Source organism: Kitasatospora sp. NPDC059088, assembly GCF_042738155.1.
Classification (GTDB): domain Bacteria; phylum Actinomycetota; class Actinomycetes; order Streptomycetales; family Streptomycetaceae; genus Kitasatospora.
In genome coordinates, this window is the sequence record NZ_JBHYGR010000003.1 from 95,680 (window position 1) to 112,609 (window position 16,930).

General features: G+C 71.5%; 20 protein-coding genes and 1 pseudogene. 10 read left to right on the plus strand and 11 right to left on the minus strand.

All coding sequences use genetic code 11. From position 1 onward, the window contains the following. Positions 1-267: 267 nt before the first annotated feature. Positions 268-474, plus strand: a complete 207-nt coding sequence (locus ACFWXO_RS02320; RefSeq protein WP_380521477.1) for a hypothetical protein — start codon at positions 268-270, stop codon at positions 472-474. Then, positions 455-1,327 carry a hypothetical protein gene (locus ACFWXO_RS02325; protein ID WP_380521478.1) on the plus strand — a complete coding sequence of 291 codons (873 nt, stop codon included), beginning with the start codon at positions 455-457 and terminating at the stop codon, positions 1,325-1,327. Before ACFWXO_RS02320 ends, ACFWXO_RS02325 begins: the two co-directional genes overlap by 20 nt. A gap of 274 nt (positions 1,328-1,601) precedes the next feature. On the opposite strand, the gene cyaB is transcribed toward ACFWXO_RS02325, so the two are convergent. The 8 genes and pseudogenes from cyaB to ACFWXO_RS02365 form a co-directional block, all read right to left on the minus strand. Then, positions 1,602-2,171, minus strand: a complete 570-nt coding sequence (gene cyaB / locus ACFWXO_RS02330; RefSeq protein ID WP_380521480.1) for a class IV adenylate cyclase — start codon at positions 2,169-2,171, stop codon at positions 1,602-1,604. Further along, positions 2,155-2,772 carry an HD family hydrolase gene (locus tag ACFWXO_RS02335; protein ID WP_380521483.1) on the minus strand — a complete coding sequence of 206 codons (618 nt, stop codon included), beginning with the start codon at positions 2,770-2,772 and terminating at the stop codon, positions 2,155-2,157. Before ACFWXO_RS02335 ends, cyaB begins: the two co-directional genes overlap by 17 nt. A gap of 13 nt (positions 2,773-2,785) precedes the next feature. Then, positions 2,786-2,893 (minus strand): annotated as a pseudogene (locus ACFWXO_RS02340) (transcriptional regulator); the annotation flags it as partial. Between the two features lie 301 nt (positions 2,894-3,194). Then, positions 3,195-4,028, minus strand: coding sequence for a hypothetical protein (locus ACFWXO_RS02345; RefSeq protein ID WP_380521485.1), 834 nt, complete (start codon positions 4,026-4,028; stop codon positions 3,195-3,197). Continuing rightward, entirely contained in the window at positions 4,012-4,908 is an 897-nt protein-coding gene (locus tag ACFWXO_RS02350) for an aldo/keto reductase (protein WP_380521487.1), read from the minus strand. Before ACFWXO_RS02350 ends, ACFWXO_RS02345 begins: the two co-directional genes overlap by 17 nt. After that, the gene (locus ACFWXO_RS02355; RefSeq protein WP_380521490.1) at positions 4,905-6,092 is read right to left on the minus strand and encodes a JmjC domain-containing protein; all 1,188 of its coding nucleotides are present in this window, start codon (positions 6,090-6,092) and stop codon (positions 4,905-4,907) included. The genes ACFWXO_RS02350 and ACFWXO_RS02355 overlap by 4 nt, the downstream gene beginning before the upstream one ends. Positions 6,093-6,105: 13 nt before the next feature. Beyond that, entirely contained in the window at positions 6,106-6,246 is a 141-nt protein-coding gene (locus tag ACFWXO_RS02360) for a hypothetical protein (RefSeq protein WP_199807964.1), read from the minus strand. 180 nt (positions 6,247-6,426) lie between these two features. After that, positions 6,427-6,714: a hypothetical protein gene (locus ACFWXO_RS02365; RefSeq protein ID WP_380521492.1), complete on the minus strand. Its 288-nt coding sequence runs from the start codon at positions 6,712-6,714 to the stop codon at positions 6,427-6,429. Positions 6,715-6,917: 203 nt separating this feature from the next. Here ACFWXO_RS02365 and ACFWXO_RS02370 point away from each other — a divergent pair, with 203 nt between their 5' ends. From ACFWXO_RS02370 to ACFWXO_RS02385, 4 genes are all read left to right on the plus strand, one after another. Beyond that, complete coding sequence (locus tag ACFWXO_RS02370; protein WP_380521494.1) at positions 6,918-8,231, plus strand: helix-turn-helix transcriptional regulator; 1,314 nt, start codon at positions 6,918-6,920, stop codon at positions 8,229-8,231. Further along, entirely contained in the window at positions 8,228-9,046 is an 819-nt protein-coding gene (locus tag ACFWXO_RS02375; RefSeq protein ID WP_380521496.1) for a class I SAM-dependent methyltransferase, read from the plus strand. The genes ACFWXO_RS02370 and ACFWXO_RS02375 overlap by 4 nt, the downstream gene beginning before the upstream one ends. Before the next feature lie 190 nt (positions 9,047-9,236). After that, the gene (locus ACFWXO_RS02380; RefSeq protein WP_380521497.1) at positions 9,237-10,397 is read left to right on the plus strand and encodes a transcriptional regulator; all 1,161 of its coding nucleotides are present in this window, start codon (positions 9,237-9,239) and stop codon (positions 10,395-10,397) included. 97 nt (positions 10,398-10,494) lie between these two features. After that, entirely contained in the window at positions 10,495-10,992 is a 498-nt protein-coding gene (locus ACFWXO_RS02385; protein ID WP_360238628.1) for a phosphoribosyltransferase, read from the plus strand. A 90-nt stretch (positions 10,993-11,082) separates the two neighbouring features. Here the strand turns inward: ACFWXO_RS02385 and pcp are convergent, their stop codons facing one another. From pcp to ACFWXO_RS02400, 3 genes are read right to left on the minus strand one after another with little or no spacing between them, the layout of a single operon-like run. Continuing rightward, positions 11,083-11,727, minus strand: a complete 645-nt coding sequence (gene pcp / locus ACFWXO_RS02390) for a pyroglutamyl-peptidase I (protein WP_380521499.1) — start codon at positions 11,725-11,727, stop codon at positions 11,083-11,085. Between the two features lie 23 nt (positions 11,728-11,750). Continuing rightward, on the minus strand, positions 11,751-12,719 hold the full coding sequence (locus ACFWXO_RS02395) for a DUF979 domain-containing protein (protein ID WP_380521501.1): 969 nt from the start codon (positions 12,717-12,719) through the stop codon (positions 11,751-11,753). Next, positions 12,716-13,522, minus strand: a complete 807-nt coding sequence (locus tag ACFWXO_RS02400; RefSeq protein WP_380521503.1) for a DUF969 domain-containing protein — start codon at positions 13,520-13,522, stop codon at positions 12,716-12,718. The genes ACFWXO_RS02395 and ACFWXO_RS02400 overlap by 4 nt, the downstream gene beginning before the upstream one ends. Positions 13,523-13,679: 157 nt before the next feature. Between ACFWXO_RS02400 and ACFWXO_RS02405 the strand changes: the two genes are divergently transcribed. The 4 genes from ACFWXO_RS02405 to ACFWXO_RS02420 all read left to right on the plus strand — a co-directional run bounded on the left by ACFWXO_RS02405 (position 13,680) and on the right by ACFWXO_RS02420 (position 16,796). Beyond that, complete coding sequence (locus ACFWXO_RS02405; protein WP_375883785.1) at positions 13,680-14,369, plus strand: GntR family transcriptional regulator; 690 nt, start codon at positions 13,680-13,682, stop codon at positions 14,367-14,369. Between the two features lie 23 nt (positions 14,370-14,392). Continuing rightward, positions 14,393-15,241 (plus strand): LamB/YcsF family protein, encoded by an 849-nt coding sequence (locus ACFWXO_RS02410; protein ID WP_380521635.1) that lies wholly within the window; start codon positions 14,393-14,395, stop codon positions 15,239-15,241. 5 nt (positions 15,242-15,246) lie between these two features. Then, positions 15,247-15,870, plus strand: a complete 624-nt coding sequence (locus ACFWXO_RS02415) for an allophanate hydrolase subunit 1 (protein ID WP_380521637.1) — start codon at positions 15,247-15,249, stop codon at positions 15,868-15,870. A 65-nt stretch (positions 15,871-15,935) separates the two neighbouring features. Beyond that, the gene (locus tag ACFWXO_RS02420; protein ID WP_380521505.1) at positions 15,936-16,796 is read left to right on the plus strand and encodes a biotin-dependent carboxyltransferase family protein; all 861 of its coding nucleotides are present in this window, start codon (positions 15,936-15,938) and stop codon (positions 16,794-16,796) included. Positions 16,797-16,930 lie beyond the last annotated feature (134 nt).

Sequence of the window (16,930 nt, forward strand, 5' to 3'; positions counted from 1 at the left end):
TCTGTTATTACGACCCCGGGGGGTTCCTCGGGTTCGGGGGCGGGGGTTGGGGCCCGCCCCCCCCCCCGCGGGGGGGGGGGCGGCGCACTGGCGTAACCAAACGGGCTCCGTCCCTCCTGCAGTTGGTCTCCCGCATGTCACCGATGAGGCAATGCCGGGCGGACTGCCGCAACCGCGTCGGTGTACAGCTCGGTGGTCAAGTCATCTTCCTCGATTCCGAGTTCAGCCAACACGGCACGAATCGCGGAAACAGAACTGCCGGGCCTGATGACCCCCGAACTGGTGAACCTCCTCGCGCCGGGATCGACCCCGCACGCCACCGCGTTCCAGGTCATCGGAGCGTGCCCGGCACTGGACGTCGTCCTCACCTCGACCAGCACCCGCCGGCACTGGGACGATGCGAGAGCGGCGCTCGCCGAACCGATCCCCGACAAGCGACTCAGGACGGTGCTCGATGTCCTTTCAGCCGGATGACGACACCCGGCGCAACCTGATGGCAGCGCACGAAAAGGCGGCGGCCTTCCTCGGCCTCGTGTGCACCGGACCGGCGGTCTTCGGCACCTCCGGAACCACCATCGGCCGGCGAGCCGAGAGTGTCTGGCTCCGGGTCTCCAGAAACAGCCGTCACCGGGCGCCCCGACCGACCGGTCAGGGAGCCCTCGGCGCGGAACAGCTCATCCCCGCCTCCGTCCCGCGACCCCGGCTCCACAACACCGCGGACTGGACCGAGACCGGCTGGTTCTACCAGGCCGACGTCTTCGACCTGGTAGGTCCCGCGGTCTCCTCCACGCCGGATCTTCGCGACGATCCTGGCCTGGACGACGGCTGGTGGAGCGCACTGAAGGACGCGCTGGCCGGCATCGCGGAAGCACCCAGTGCGAAGATCACTCTGCGCCGGACGTGGGTCGAACAGGTCTTCCCGAAGTACCTCGGCATCCCGGCCCCGGCCGAAGTCGAGCGGACCACCGGGCACGGTGACCTCCAGTGGGCCAACCTGACCACCGGGCCGCTCAAGATCCTCGACTGGGAACGCTGGGGCCTGGTGCCGATCGGCTACGACCCCGCAGTCCTGTGGGTCAGCAGCCTCCTCGTGCCCGAGGTCGCGGACCGCGTCCGCACGGAGTTCGCCGACATCCTCGACACTCCTGCCGGACGTGTCGGTCAGCTGATCGCTCTCGCAGAGATGCTCCAGGCTGTTGATCGGGGGTACTACCCAGAACTTGCCCCTCTCCTCGCTGACCGGGCATGTGGGCTGACTGGGGTTACCCCGCCGCAGGTCACGGACCCCGACCTCGTCAGGTGGACCATGGACCAGCAACAGAGTTGACGAACAGGGAAGGAGCGCACATGGACTCCATCGCGCGCCCTCCGGGCGGTCACGACGCCGAGGACATCGCAAGCGCGAAGGAGCGAGGCTGGCGAGATCTGGCGTCGATCGACGATGCCCACCAGGCGGGCGAGATCACGGTCGCCGAGTGGCACGCGGCTACGGCGGCACGGCCGACGTCGTCGCCTACGCACGGCACCGGAGCGTGCCGGTCGTCGTGCTCTGGCCACAGGGAGCACGGCGATGAGCCAGCGGGCCCGCTGAACCGTCCGGATCACACCGGTCGCGCCGCCGCGACCGCATCGGTGTACAGGTCCGTGGTCAAGTCGCTCTCTCCGATCCCCAGTTCCGCAAGTACGGCGCGGACGAAAGCGAGTGCCGACCCTAGCTCGTGCTCCGTTGCCGCCATCGTCTCGACCTCGATGAACGTGGCGTCGTCCAGCTCGGGAACGCGCACGAGCGTGACCAGCACCCGCCGGCCATCGCGCTCGAACCCGTAGTTACGGCATCGCTTCTCGAACGCGATGCGCGGAACGAAACCCAAGCCCCGGACGATCTCGTGCGCGGCAGCGGCATCCTCGACCCTGGTCTCGGCCTCCGGCTTCGAGCCGGAGGCCTCGTCCACCCGCGCACCCTTGTAGGTCAGGACGCTCCGCGTGCCATCCGGGCCGTGCACCGTGCGGATCCGCAACTCCCGGTCGGCACCCATCAGACTGCCGTCCGGCGCGTCGTAGTACGTGTCGCGGTAGACCTCGGCCCGGCCGGCGCCGTACCGCTCCTCCAGCTGCTTGAGCACGCCATCAGAGTCACGCACGACCGCCTTGAGCTCAGCCTCGATCGCCATCCACGTTCCTCCGCCCGCCGTCGAGCGGCTTCTCACCGAGGGCAGCGCGGAGCCAGTCCAGCGAGTCACTCGCGAGAATCGCATCGGCGAGGGCGTTGCCGGACTTCGTGGTGAGCCGCCCACGGCTGTTGTCGATCCACCGCTGCGCGTTGGCGTAGCCCTGCGCCTTGTACTCGACGCCCTGGATCATGCACTCCAGCTTGTCCGCGTCCCGGGCGCAGACCGCCTCCGGGGTCTCCTTCCCCTCGTACTCCGCAACGAGGTCCTGAATGGCCGAGGCCAGGATCTCGGGCATCCCGGCGACCTGGTCAGCCGTCACGGCCACCGGATCCGCACCGGGCGCGTACTTCTTGCCCAGGTGGTTGACGTCCCCGGTACGCGTCTCCTGCGAGTCGTGCCAGACCGCGAGGAAGGCGGCCTGCGCCAGGTCGGCGCCTTCGAGCTTGGCGATGACCGATGCGATCAGCGCGGTCCGCCAGGAATGCTCGGCGACCGACTCCGGATCGCGGACCCCGGCCATCCACCATCCCGTGCGCTTGGTCTGCTTGAGCGTCCCGGCTTCGAACAGGAACCTCGCCACCGAGGTCAGGTCGTCCGTCATCCTCTGGCTCCTCTCACACCTCGGCAAGGCGGATCGCGTAACGGATGCTGTCGAGTTCGCGCCGCCCCCGTGGCGAGAGCTCCCGCCCATCCAACATCACCGGAAGCCGTTCGCGAGGTAGCCCAGCGGCTCCGGAACATTACCTCGTCGCCCGTTCCGGATGTCGAGGGGCCAGAGAAGCGACCACTCCTCCAACTGCATGGGAAGAAAGCAGATCTGGCGATGCCGTGGCTTCCGTCATCGAACTGATCCGGAGGACCGTGGTGGATCGCCGGGGTTCGCAGTCGCCTCCGGCGCGTGTGCACCTCCGACGCTGGGTCTGCCCGACCCGGACGCCGTCGTCCGGCGCGGGCGCCTCAAGTCCGGGGATCGGTCGCGTCGGTGTGATCTTGGCCCTCGACCAGAAGGGGGTCGAGGGCTGGTCAACTGGTGATCGCGGAGAGCCGCCGTCGCAGGGGCTGCTCAAGGTCGAGGTTGTCGCCTCGTGTGGTGGTCTGTAGCAGTTCAGTGATGACGGCCAGTTCGGCGAACTGCCCGGCTGGCGTGTCGAGGATGTGGGCGAGTCGGTGACGGACCTGCGTGGCGGTGTCCGGCACGAGGAGGCTGTACGAGTACAACAGCGCCGCGTCGTACCCGGCGGGAGCGACGCCCCAGCCTTCCCAGTCGAGAACCGTGAGGGCCGGGCCCGTGAGGTTGGCCCAGTGCAGGTCGCCGTGGGCCGTCGTCCAGGCGGCCACCTTGGTGTCGATCGGGATGCCGAGGTACTGGGGCATAGCGCGGTCCAGGTACTCCTGCCGGACAGCGACCCGGCCGCTCGGGACGGTGGCGATGGCGTCGAGGGCGGTGCTGAGCGCGTCCCACCAGGCATCGTTCAGGTCGGGTGCTTCCCGAAGGATCGGCTCGTGGGTGGTGATGGTGGGGGCGGTGATCTGGTCGTACAGCTCTGCCAGGTAGCCGTGCCCGGCCTCGGTCCAGGTGCGCCGCTCCCGCAGGCGTGGCCTGGGTACCGCGGGAGGCATGAGCCGTTCTGCCTCCCGCGGCCCCTCCCAGAGCTTCCCGCCGGCCTTGTCGGCCGGGGCCGACACAAGGCGGAGCCAGCCCTCGCCGGACGCCGTGGCAACCGGGCGGCTGAGGGTGCGACCGCGCCAGCCCCACGCTTCGCGGGAGCCGATCGGCGCCGCGTCGAACGCCGCTGCTGCGGTGGCGTGCATCCCGCGCATCCGGCTGGCGGTGTCCGGCTCAGGTTCCGAGTACATCAACGACCCTTCGCAGTACGTCCGGAGACAACGGCGGTCGGCCGACGGCTCCGGCGGCCTGACCCCAGTGTTCCGCGTTCCCCGTCGACAGGAGCACGCGCTTCACCCCTGGGGCTGAGGCCACAACGGCGAGGGCGGTCTCGGTAGGGGTCCTGCCAGGGGTGATCAGCTCGGACAGTTCCGGGGTCACCAGGTCAGGAATCTCGCCGCCGTGGAGCGGGGCGGAGGCGAACACCTCCAGTCCCGCATTCAGGGCGTCGGCCAACGGGCCATGTCCGCCGAGAGCCTGGGCGACGGGCACGAGGTGGACGAGGGAGACCGGGAGCTGGATGGCCCGCAGATGGTGGTTCGGGCCGCCGGCTTTGGCCGCGAGTTCGATCAGCGCGGGTACGTCGAAGAGGCGGCTGCTGAAGCCGCGCCAGGTCGCCACTCCGTAGGCGCTGATGACCTGTTGACCGCAGGCCTCTTCCAGGGTCAGGAAGGCCTTGTAGAGCCGGCCGGTGATCTCGCCGTCCGGGCAACCGTGTTCGGGGTTGTGCACGAACACCAGGTCGGGTACCCGGCCGAGCATGCGCCTGCTACGGGCGAGCTGCCAGGCGATGTAGTTCGGGGCGAGGCAGTACCCGCGTTCGGCATCCGCTGCCATCAGGGCACCGGCCCGCACGCCGATGTGCCCGGCGCCAGCCGGGATGAAGCCCACCTTCGTGGAGACGCGAAGATCCCGGTGGGCAGCCAGAACCGGGGCGAGCGAGGTTTCCGCCTGGCCGCCTGCGTAGTTGGGCGCGGTGTCCACCCAGTCGGCACCTCGGGAGGCGGCCATCAGCGCGGCCTCGGCCACATCGAGGCAGCGGTAGGTGCCGAGGCCCAGCTGGGCCGTCATGGCGCACCTCCGATCACGGCGGCTTGGCCGTCGACCAGCTCCGTCACGACATTGGCCGCCTGTGTGATGGTGATGCCTGCGGCCTGTGCGAGATCAGCCAGCCGATGGGGGTCCCCGTCTGCGAGGAGCGCGAGCATCGGCTCGGCCTTGGCGGCGAACGTCCACTCCTCGCCGCCGGCGGTCAGCCGGACGGTGTCGTCGGACACGGCCGTGAGCGCGGGTCGCGTGGTGACCAGGCGCACCTGGAGGTCGGCATCCGGCGGGGCTGCCGTGATGTGGGGCAGCGACGGTGCGAGCCGGGCTCGCTCGGTGGCGTCGCGGGCGGAGGAGAAGCGGGCGATCAGGTCGTCGCTCTCCAACTCGGCCGCGAGGAGCTTGCCGATCGTGTCGAGGAACGCGCGCTGCTCTTCGGCTGCTCCGAAGCGCGGAATGTCCGCCCGGACGGCCTCGTGGGCGCGCAACATCTCCGACAGCCAGGTGATCAGATCGGCGCCGGTTGTGCTCTGCAGTCCGCACGTGACGTGTAGCGAGGGTTTGCCCTCGGAGGCGGCGACGGCGTGCCACCAGCCCCGAGGCAGGTAGAGCACATCACCGGCCGTGAGGACCAGATCGGCGACGGGCTCTTCGGGCGGCGGCTCGGGTGTCTCGACGTCGCGGTGCATCGGCACCGTGCGCGTGGGGCCGTAGATGCGCCAGCGCTTGGCGCCGTCGAGCTGGACGACGACCACGTCGTGATCGTCCCAGTGGACGCCGAAGCCTTCGACGCCGGTCCAGGAGGCGTACAGGTTGACCTGCACGCCGGTGCGCAGCCAGCGCTCCAGCTGGCCGGCCAGGGACCCGATGCCGGGGTGGAGTTCGTCGACGGCATCCAGGACCAGCGTGGCACCCTCGGCGAGACGCTGGTGCAAATCGGAGGGCTGGAGCTGGTGCCAGACGGTGCTCCGCCGGGTGGTGATCGGCCGGGAGTAGGTGTGTGCGGGCACCTGCTCCCCGTTGGCGGCGAGGCGGAAGCGAGGGGGTTCGAACCGGTGACGGGTAAGGATGGCGTTGAGGTCATCCCAGCTCATCAGCCCAGCAAGCGACGCGGCTTCGCCGCGTGCGACCTTGAAGCTGCGGCTGAGCGTCTGGGCGAGGAAGTCATCCCCGCCCAGACGCTCAACCACCGAGAAGTGCTCGGCGGTCATCGTGATGCAGCCGTCAGTCGTTGGTGTCGGTTCGGCCGGTGGAGCCGCCGTCCGACGGCTGCTCGCCGCGCGAGCGAGCCGCGGCGACCTTCGTACGGGCGACAAGCAGGCCGTCGCCCTCCAGCTCAGTGCCGGTCGTCAGGTTCTCGGGCATGAGGTACTCCTTCGGTTTCATGGGGCGGGCCGACTGCCCAGCCCTGTCGTGGGTGCAGCGATGGATCCGTTGCCAGGGCAAGCCGTTGGCAAGGAACCTCAGGTGTTCTTGCCGCGTAGCTGTTGATCAGCGCGGCCACCCGCATCCCCCAAGCCCGCGTCGGGGCGGGAGGAAGTCTTGTCAGGCACTGGTCGGGACGACGTCCCGTGCCTTCGGGGCCGCGGCCCTCACCAGCGCGGTGAGTCGCTCGTCGCCCGAGACTGCGGCGGTGGTGCCGACCTCGAACCAGATCCGCTTTCCGGCGGGGTCCGGCTCGACGCCGCGGAGCGCGTCCTCCGCCAGCGGCAGGCCCCAACCGCGCACGGTCCGTATCACCCGCCGCCGGGCGTTCGGTACGGCCTTGGCACTGGGCAGCACGCAAAAGCCGAACGGGGCAGGGGTGATGGCTTGGCGAGTGGCGACGGACATGAGTGCGCACCTTTCACCGGGACGAGGTCGGCAGCGGGCCGATTCGCGCCGGGATTCACCCGGCAGGTATCCACAGAACCGCGTCCAACGCCGATGAACCAGAGCAGAATTGAGGCGACAACGAGGCATCCGTGCTGCAAACCCGGCCATGAACTGGCCTGTTACGGCTACGGACGAACTGACCTACCCCTGGAGGACGCAGAATGGCATCCAGGCGGTCCCGGCTGATCCAGCGCAGGGAGGCAGTCGGTCACACCCAGGAATCCCTGGCTGAAGCCCTCGACGTGGACCGTACGACCGTGGGGCGATGGGAGAGCGGCAGGGGCACCCCGCAGCCCTGGATGCGGCCGAAGCTCGCCCGCGTCCTGAGGCTCTCGGTCGACCAGTTGGCTGACCTGCTGGGAGCACCCCTGGCAGCCGCCGAAGCAGTTCCACCGCTCAACAGCGTGAGCGAAACCTCGCCCCTTGTGCCTGCCTCACACACGGACCACGACGGCGATCTCGTCGTGGCCGTAGCAGCCGACTCGGCAGAGTCCGCGCTCTTCCTCCGCTTCGCGAGCGCGTCCAACGTGGACGACACGCTGCTCGAACAGATCGACGCGGACATTGCGAGGCTGGCAGGGGACTACGTGAGCAAGCCGGTGTCCGAGCTCTTCCACGACATCGGAACCCTCCGGCGAGGAGTGTTCGACTTACTCCGAGGCCGCCAACACCCCTACCAGACAAGCCATCTCTACCTACAAGCCGGACGCCTCTGTGGCCTGGCCACCCATGTCGCCCTCGACCTCGGCCAGTACGCGGCTGCGGCCACGCATTCTCGAACGGCCTGGCGCTGCGCGGAGTCAGCCGGCCACAACGGTCTCCGGGCCTGGATCCGATCCGTCCAGTCCCTGATCGCCTACTGGCAGCAGGACCACCGCCAGGCCGCCGAGCTGGCCAGAGCCGGACTGCTGTACGCGGACAGCGGGACCATCGCAGCTCGTCTGCTCAGCCTCGAAGCACGGGCCACCGCCGCGCTCGGCGACAGCGCGAGCGCGCTACGGGCCGTGGAAACGGCCACGGCAGCGCGGCACACGGTAGCGGCCGTGGACCTTCCCGGTGTGTTCACGTTCCCCGAGGCCAAGCAGTGGGCCTACGCGGGTACCACCCTCATTGCCCTGGGCGGTCACCGTCACGTGAATCGAGCCATCGAGGCGTCCTCCAGGGCTATCGCCCTGTACGAGTCCGGGCCGCAGCAGGAGCAGTCCTCCGGCGACCTGCTGGCCGCGTTCCTCGACCTTGCCAACGCCCACCTCGCCCACGGTGACCTCGACGGTGTGCAGGAGAAGCTCTCGGTGGTGCTGTCTGCCGCACCGGGTCGTCGCACAGCGAGCATCTCTGCCCGTCTTCGGGTGCTGAGCACCCGTCTCGCCGAGCCCGCCTACGCAGGCTCCCCGATCGTCCTGGGTCTCCGCGAGAATGTCAGGGAAGCCTGCTCTCGACCCGCACTCACGAACCCTCCGGAGCTGCCCGCATGACGAGCAACACCGCTCAGCAGGACGCCGCAGTCACCGACCGGTCCGTCCTCGCGAACAACGCCTACGCCGACGGACGCCACCTGGCTGCCCGCCAGTCGATCTACCGGTGGCAACAGCCGCGGTACGACCTGCCCGGGATCGTCGTCGAAGAGCTGGCCGACACAAGCGGGATCGTCGTCGACATCGGCTGCGGCAACGGCAAGTTCGTCAGCCGCTTGCACAAGGACCGTCCAGACCTTCAGATCGTCGGGATGGACATCTCGGCGGGCATCCTCACCGAGGTCCGAAAGCCGGTCCTGGTGGCCGACGCCCAGGCTCTGCCCTTCGCCGACGACAGCGCCGACGCCGTGCTGGCCCTGCACATGCTGTACCACGTCAGCGATATCGAGGCCGCGATCAAGGAACTGGCCCGTGTCCTACGGCCTGGCGGCGTGCTCATCGCCTCGACCAACAGCGGCACCGACAAGCGCGAGCTGGACCGGCTCTGGGCCAGGGCCGCAGGAGACGTCCTCGGTATCCCGGAAGGGCCAGCACGGGTCTCCCTCAGCTCCCGCTTCTCCCTGGAAAAGGCAACCGGCTACCTCCGGACAGCGTTCAAGGACATCCGGGTGCGGGAACTACCCGGCACCGTCGAGATCACCGATCCTGCGCCGATCGTTTCCCACCTCGCCTCCTACGAAGCGTGGGCTGACCAATCCGGCGTCCCTTTCCGCGAGACGGTCAGTCGGGCAGCAGAGATCGCTGCCGCCGCCATCAAGACGGAAGGCTCATTCAAGATCACGTGCCTTGGCGGAATTCTGACTTGTCGACGCTAAGGCCGCCAGGGCAGCGGACCTGGCGGGAGTGGGCGGCAGAGCCGTGGCCGTCGTTCGCGTGACTTTTCGGCTCACCGCTGTACGGCCTCCGAGCGGCTCGGGCTCACTGTCACTTCCGAGGGCCGGTGGGGCGTGGCTCGATCACTCGGCCCACGCATCGCTGTTGGGGTGGCGCGGTATGTTGCCGGGCGTGCCGATGGATGACGACCACCCGAACGCCGCAGCCAGCCGTGAGCAGTGGCGGCGGGTGCGGGCCTACCTGAATGACCATCGCTTCGCGTTGACCGGGCAGCTGCTGGCCGAAGGCGCATCCGGGCGGCTGGTCCCGGGGTTGCCCCTGTTGGCCCGTCCGCACTGGATTCCGGGGCAGCCGGTGCCGCTGGAGCGGGTCCGGTTGCGGTGGCAGGCGGACACGCCCCCGGCCGTGCTGGACGGCGGGGAGCCCGAGCTCGATCACGTCCGGGCGCGGCGGGAGGACGGCACCGCGTTCCGGTACTACTCCGATGCGGTAGGCGAGCTCGCCAGGCCCCGGTTGTTCGAGGACCGGAGCTGCTACCGGCTGTTGGAGGTGGCGGCGGACGGCCCGACGTTGACCTTCGGGCGCGGGCGGTACTTCGACGTGATCAACATCTGCGAGGCGGCGGCCCACGAGTACGCCGCCGCAGTACTCGCGGGCCCGGAGCGGCGCACGCCGTTCCGGGACGCCGTCGGCGATCCGACCGACCTCGCCCGCCGCCCGGTCATGGCGGCCGTCACCACGCTGACCGTCCGGCACGATCGCCGCACCGGCGACGCCGAGTTCCTGCTGCACTGGCGCGACCCCGCGAAGGTGGCCAGCGGCGGCGGGCTCTTCCAGGTGATGCCGGTGGGGATGTTCCAGGCCTCCCACGACGCGCCCTGGAACGAGGCCAACGACTTCGACCTCTGGCGGGCTGTCCTGCGGGAGCTGAGCGAGGAGCTCCTCGGCGGCAGTGAGGAGTACGGGAGCAGCAAGGCACCCATCGACTACGAGGCCTGGCCGCTGCACCGGACGCTCGGAGCAGCGCGGCAGGACGGCAGTCTGCGGATGTTCTGGCTGGGCCTCGGGATGGACCCGCTGACCTTCGTCACCGACCTGCTCACGGTGGCCGTCTTCGACGCCGAGCTGTTCGACGAGGTCTTCCGGCGGATCGTCTCCACCAACGACGAGGGCCGCCGCGTCGGCCTGGACGACGCGACCGGCCGCTCGGTCGGCATCCCGTTCACCGCCGAGCAGGTGGACCGCCTCACCACCACCGAGCCGATGCAACCCGCCGGTGCGGCGCTGCTCCGGCTTGCCTGGGGGCACCGGGAGGCGCTGCTGCGCCGCTGAGCGGGCGTGACGGGCCGGCCGTGGGCGCCGTGCGCGCGGCGGGCTGCCCAGGGGGCCGGATTCGCCGCCCGACCGAGTGTCGAGGAAACTGAACAGCGTGACTGATGTGCGAGAGATCCTGGACTACCAGACCTTCGGCCGGGCGGTGCGCGAGCTGGCGCAGACGATCGCCGACGACGGGTTCGAGCCCGACCTCGTCCTGAGCATCGCCCGGGGTGGCGTGTTCGTGGCGGGTGGGCTGGCGTATGCGCTGGACTGCAAGAACATCCACCTGGTGAACGTCGAGTTCTACACGGGCGTGGGCACCACCCTCGACATGCCCGTGATGCTCGCGCCCGTCCCCGCCGCGATCGACTTCACCGACAAGAAGGTGCTGATCGCCGACGACGTCGCCGACACCGGCAAGACCTTGAAGCTGGTGCACGACTTCTGCCTCGACCACGTCGCCGAGGTCCGGTCCGCGGTGATCTACGAGAAGTCGCACTCCCTGGTGAAGTGCGAGTACGTGTGGAAGCGGACCGACGACTGGATCGAGTTCCCGTGGTCGGCGCAGGACCCGGTGGTCAAGCGCCCCGGTCAGGTGCTCGACGCCTGAGTCGCCGGCCCGCCGTCACCGCCGGTCCGCCGGGGCGGGGCAGGGCGGGGCGGGGCGGGGCAGTGCGGGGCGCAGCGGGGCCCGGCGGCCTCAGTGGGTCGCCCCCTCCGGGACGCGGAGGTCCACCGTACGGGTGGCGGCCGTGGTGAGCAGGGCGCGCAGGGCGTGGGCGACGAGGTCGGCCGGCAGGGCGGGGGCGGAGCCGTCGAGGACCTGCTCGGGCAGGGCGGGGATGTGCACGAACCCGCCGCTGGCGGTGGGGTGTTCGGTGGCGAGCGTGTGCATCAGGGCGTAGAAGACGTGGTTGCAGACGAAGGTCCCCGCGGTGTGGGAGAGGGAGGCGGGCGCGCCCGCCTCCCGGACGGCGGCCACGCAGGCCTTGACGGGCAGGGTGGCGAAGTAGGCCGCGGGGCCGCCGGGGACGACGGGCCGGTCGACCGGCTGTCGGCCGGCGTTGTCGGGGATGCGGGCGTCGTCCACGTTGACGGCGACGCGCTCGACGGTGACGTCCGGTCGGCCGATCGCCTGGCCGAGGCAGACGACCAGGTCGGGGGCGCAGTCCGCGATCGCTGTGCGCAGTTCCTCGGCCGCCTGCCCGAAGACGCAGCTCAGCCGGGTGGCGGTGACCAGGAGCCCGTCGGGCGGGTTGTCGGCGACGAGGCGGGCGACCTCCCAGGAGGGGTTGACGTCGGCGCCGTCGAACGGTTCGAAGCCGGTGAGCAGGACTCTGGTCACGGGGGCTGCCTTTCCGGAAGGGGTCAGAAAGCGAAGAGCGACATGATGGCGATGTTGCAGACCAACAGCGCCCCTGCGGTGGGGAGTTGGGCCTTGATCGGCCCGTACTGGTCCTTGAGTTCGAGCAGGGCCGCCGGGACGAGGTTGAAGTTGGCCGCCATCGGGGTGACCAGGGTGCCGCAGAAGCCGGCCAGCATGCCGACGGCCAGGACGACGCCCGGGCTGCCGTGCAGTTGGGTGATCAGGACCGGCCAGCCGATCGCCGCGGTCATCACCGGGAAGGCGGCGAAGGCGTTGCCCATGATGATCGTGAACAGGGCCATGCCCAGGCAGTAGACCGCCACCGCCGCGTACTTGCTGCCGTCCGGGAGGAAGTGGGTGGTGATCCTGCCCACCTGGGTGCCGACGCCGGCGCTCTGGAAGATCGAGCCCAGGACGGCGAGGAGTTGGGGCAGCAGCAGGGCCCAGCCCATGGCCTCCAGCAGCCCGCGGCCCGAGCGCAGGGCGACGGCGGGGTTGCGTTCGCGGGTGAGCAGCAGGGCGAGGCCCAGGGCGACGAGCGAGGCGATGCCGAGCCCGAGGAGCGTCTCGCTGCCGGTCTGCAGCAGCACCCCGCCGCCCAGGTGCACGCCCTTGAGGAGCGTGCCGCAGGCCAGCGCGACCAGCGGGAGCGCCAGCGCCGGGATGAACAGCCGGTTGCCCAGGCGCGCGGCGGAGGCGGCCCGCTGCTCGGGGGCGGCGGCCGTGGGGGTGCCGCGGCCGGTGAAGCCGAAGCCGGCCAGGCAGATCATCGCCAGGACGGCGACGCCCAGCGGCGCGGCGGGGGCGGACTTGTCGGCGACCCAGGAGCCGTAGACGAAGCTCGCGCCGAGCAGGCCCCAGAAGGCGGCGCTGCCGTAGCGCTTGGGGTTGCCGCGGTCCGCGGCCATCTGCGCGGCCATCGCGAGGAAGACGGCTCCGACCAGCCAGTACAGCCACTCGACCTTGATCACTTGGTCGTCTCCTCGGTGCGGTCGGCGGTGGTGGCGGGCGCGGTGGTAGCGGCGGGCGCCGTGGTGGCGGTGGTAGCGGCGGGCGCGGTGGCGGTGGTGGCGACAGGCGCGGTGACGGCCGCGGCGGAGGGCCCGGCAGGCAGGTCCCGGGCGAGGGTGCGGTCCAGGCGCAGCAGGCGCGCGCCGTGGATGAGGGTGGCGCAGACCGCGGTGGGGATGGCCCAGAGCGCGAGCTGCACCGGCTCCAGGTCGGTGTGGTACGTCGCGTCGACGAAGCCGGTGATCAGGAGGATCGAGCCGACGGCGAGGAAGCAGTCCTCGCCGAAGAACAGGCCGACGTTGTCGGCGCTGGCGGCGAAGGAGCGCAGGCGTTCGCGGGCCTTGTCGGTCAGGGTGCCGTGGCGGCGTTCGGCGGCGGCCTCGGCCATCGGCGCGACCATCGGGCGCACCGCCTGGGCCGGTCCGCCGAGTCCGGTGAGGCCGAAGGCGGCGGTGAGCTGGCGTACCACCAGGTAGACGGCGAGGACGCGTCCGGCACTGGCCTTGGCGAGCTTGTTCATCAGGGTGCGGGCCTGCTCCTGGAGGCCGTGGCGCTCCAGCAGGCCGATCACCGGCAGGGTGATCGCGAAGAGGGTCACCGAGCGGCTGGAGGCGAAGCCGGTGCCGAAGGCCTCCAGGACCTTCAGCGGGCTCATCCCGCCCAGCAGTCCGGTGAGGATGCCGGCGGCGCCGACGACGAGGAGTGGATTGCGCCGGGTGGCGAACCCGGCCACCACGACGAGGATGCCGACAAGAACGATCATGTTCCTGACCGCCTTTCAGAGGACCTCCGCCCTATGGGTGGCCGCCTGGGCACCCCGGGGCCGAGGCGGTCGCGATTGGGTGGACCGCGACCGTTCGGGGGTTGCCGAGAGGCTAGGGGATTGTGGAACAATCCGACAAGAGTTCAGGAGGTGGAACGTGACCGGAGTTTTCGACGCGCTCGCGGCCGACCGGGGTCGCATCGAACGCGCCAGCGCCGCCCAACGCGTGGCCGAGGTGCTGCGCGAGCACATCACCGAGGGCCGGCTCGCCCCGGGCACCCGGCTCTCCGAGGAGGCGCTCGGCGAGGCGCTCACCGTCTCGCGCAACACGCTCCGCGAGGCGTTCCGGCTGCTGGCCGACCAGCGGCTGGTCGTGCACGAGCTCAACCGCGGCGTGTTCGTCCGCATCCTCGAACCGGCCGACGTCGCCGACATCTACACCCTGCGCCTCGCGCTGGAGACGGCCGGGGTACGGGCCCTGCGCGCCGCGACGCCCGAGCGCCTGGCCGCGGTGCGGACCGCGCTGGCCCGCGCGGAGGACGCCGAGGCGTTCGGCGACTGGGTCACCGTCGGCACCGCCGACCTGCACTTCCACCAGGCCATCGCGGGGCTCGCCGGCAGCCGGCGGATCGACGAGTGCATGGCCCGACTGATGGCCGAGCTGCGCCTGGCCTTCGCCGCCGTCCCCTCGGCCAGCGGGCTCCACGAGCCGTTCCTGCGCCGCAACCAGACGCTCGCCGGGCTGCTGGAGGCAGGCGAGATCGACGACGCCGAGGTGGAACTGACCAGGTACCTGAACGACGCGCGCGCGGTGATCGTCCGCGCGATGACGGACGGCGCGGCGTGACACCGCCCGGAAGCACCGAAGGCATCGAAGCCACCGCAGGCACCGCAGGCACCGCAGCCACCGAGGGCGCCCCCACGACGGTCGTCGACCTCAACGCCGACCTCGGCGAGGGCTTCGGCCGCTGGACGCTCACCGACGACGACGCCCTGCTGTCCGTGGTCACCAGCGCCAACGTCGCCTGCGGCTTCCACGCCGGGGACCCCAGCACCATGCAGCGGGTCTGCGAGCTGGCCGCGGCCCGGGGCGTACGGATCGGCGCCCAGGTCTCCTACCGGGACCTCGCCGGGTTCGGCCGCCGGGCGATGGACGTCCCGCCCGACGAGCTGGCCCACGAAGTCGCCTACCAGATCGGGGCGTTGCAGGTGTTCGCCCGGGCGGCCGGAGCGGACGTGGCGTACGTCAAACCGCACGGCGCGCTGTACAACCGGACGGTGCACGACGAGGAGCAGGCCGAGGCGGTCGTCCGGGGCGTCCGCCTCGCCACCCGGGAGCAGGACCTGCCCGTGCTCGGGCTGCCCGGTTCACGGCTGCACGAGGCGGCCCGGCGGGCCGGACTGCCCGCGGTCGCCGAGGCGTTCGCCGACCGCGCCTACACCGCGCACGGCACGCTCGTGCCGCGCCGCGAACCCGACGCCGTCGTCCACGATCCCGACGCGGTCGTCGACCGCTCGGTCGCCATCGCCCGGGACGGCGAGGTCACCGCCCGCACCGGCGAGCGGATCCGGCTGCGGGCCCGCTCGCTGTGCGTGCACGGCGACACCCCGGGGGCCGCCGAGCTGGCCCAGCGGGTGCGGACCGCGCTGTGGCGGGCCGGGGTCCGGGTCGAGGCGTTCGCACCCGTACCGGAGCGGGCGGGCGGAGCTACGAGATGAACGGGATGAACCTGCGAGTCCTACGGGTCGGACCGGACGCGCTGCTGGTCGAACTCGACGGCGCCGACGAGACGTTCGCCTTCCACGCCGAACTCCAGCGCCGCCGCGCGGCGTCCGGGTTCCCGTCCGTCACGGAGGTCGTGCCGGCCGAACGCACCGTCCTGCTCGACGGCGTGGCCGATCCGGACGCCCTGGCCGCCGAACTGCCCGGCTGGCGCGTCCCGCCGCTGCGGACGAGCGCCGACGCGACCGTGACCGTCCCGGTGCGCTACGACGGCGCCGACGTGGCGGAGGTCGCCGCGCTGTGGGGCGTCGCCGAGCGGGAGGTCGCGCGGATCCACTCCGCGACCGAGTTCCGGGTCGCGTTCAGCGGCTTCTCCCCCGGCTTCGGCTACCTGACCGGCCTGCCCGAGCGGTACCGGGTGCCGCGGCGGGCCGCGCCGCGTCCCGCCGTCCCGCCCGGGGCGATCGCCCTCGCCGGCCGCTACACCGGCGCCTACCCGCGCTCCTCCCCCGGCGGCTGGCAGCTGATCGGGCACACCGACGCCGTGCTGTGGGACCCGTCCCGCGAACCGGCGGCCCTGCTCAGCCCGGGTGCCCGGGTCCGCTTCGTGATCGAGGAAGCATGAGCGGGAGGCATGAGCCGGGAAACCTCAGCGGGGACGTATCAGCGAGGGAACAGGAGGGAGGAAGCATGACCGTCACCATCACCCGCTCCGGCCTGCTGACGACCGTCCAGGACCTGGGCCGCCCCGGGCACGCGCACCTGGGCGTGCCGCGGTCCGGCGCGCTGGACCAGCCCGCCCACCGGCTGGCCAACCGGCTGGTCGGCAACCCCGCGACGGCGGCCACCCTGGAGACCACCGTGCTCGGCTGCGCGCTGCGCGTGGACCGCGCGGTGACGGTCGCCGTGACCGGAGCACCGTGCGCCGTACGGGTCGACGGGCGGCCCGCCGCCTGGGGCGCCCCGGTGCGGCTGCCCGCCGGGGCCCTGCTGGACGTGGGCCCCGCGACGCGGGGCGTGCGCAGCTACCTGGCCTTCGCGGGCGGGGTCGCCGCCGCCCCGGTCCTCGGCAGCCGCTCGACCGATCTGCTGTCGGGGCTGGGCCCCGCTCCGCTGGCACCGGGCGACGCCCTGCCACTCGGCGAGCCGGTCGGCCCGGCCGCCCGGGCGGACGTGGTGCCGACGCCGGCGCCGCCCGATCCGCTGCTCCTGCCGGTGCTGTTCGGCCCGCGCGACGACTGGTTCACGGCCGGCTCGCTCGCCGTCCTGACCGCTTCCGGCTACCGCGTCTCCCCCACCAGCAACCGGATCGGCCTGCGCCTGGACGGCCCGCCCCTGGAGCGCGCCCGCGAGGGCGAACTCCCCAGCGAGGGCATGGTCCTGGGCTCCGTCCAGGTCCCGCCGGACGGACGCCCGGTGGTCTTCCTCGCGGACCACCCCACCACCGGCGGCTACCCCGTCATCGGCGTCGTCCCCGCCGCCGCGCTGGCCGCCGCCGCCCAGGCCGCCCCGGGCACCCCGGTCCGCTTCACCCCGATGCGGCGGCGGTGAGTCGGCGCCGGGGCCCGCACCGGCAGGACGCCGAACCCGTCGAGCCCCCGCGGGCCGTTGGGGCGGCGGGGGGGCGTCGGTCCAGCCCCCCCTACGGGGCGACAACGCCCCATGCTGGATGCTGTTTTGGTGGG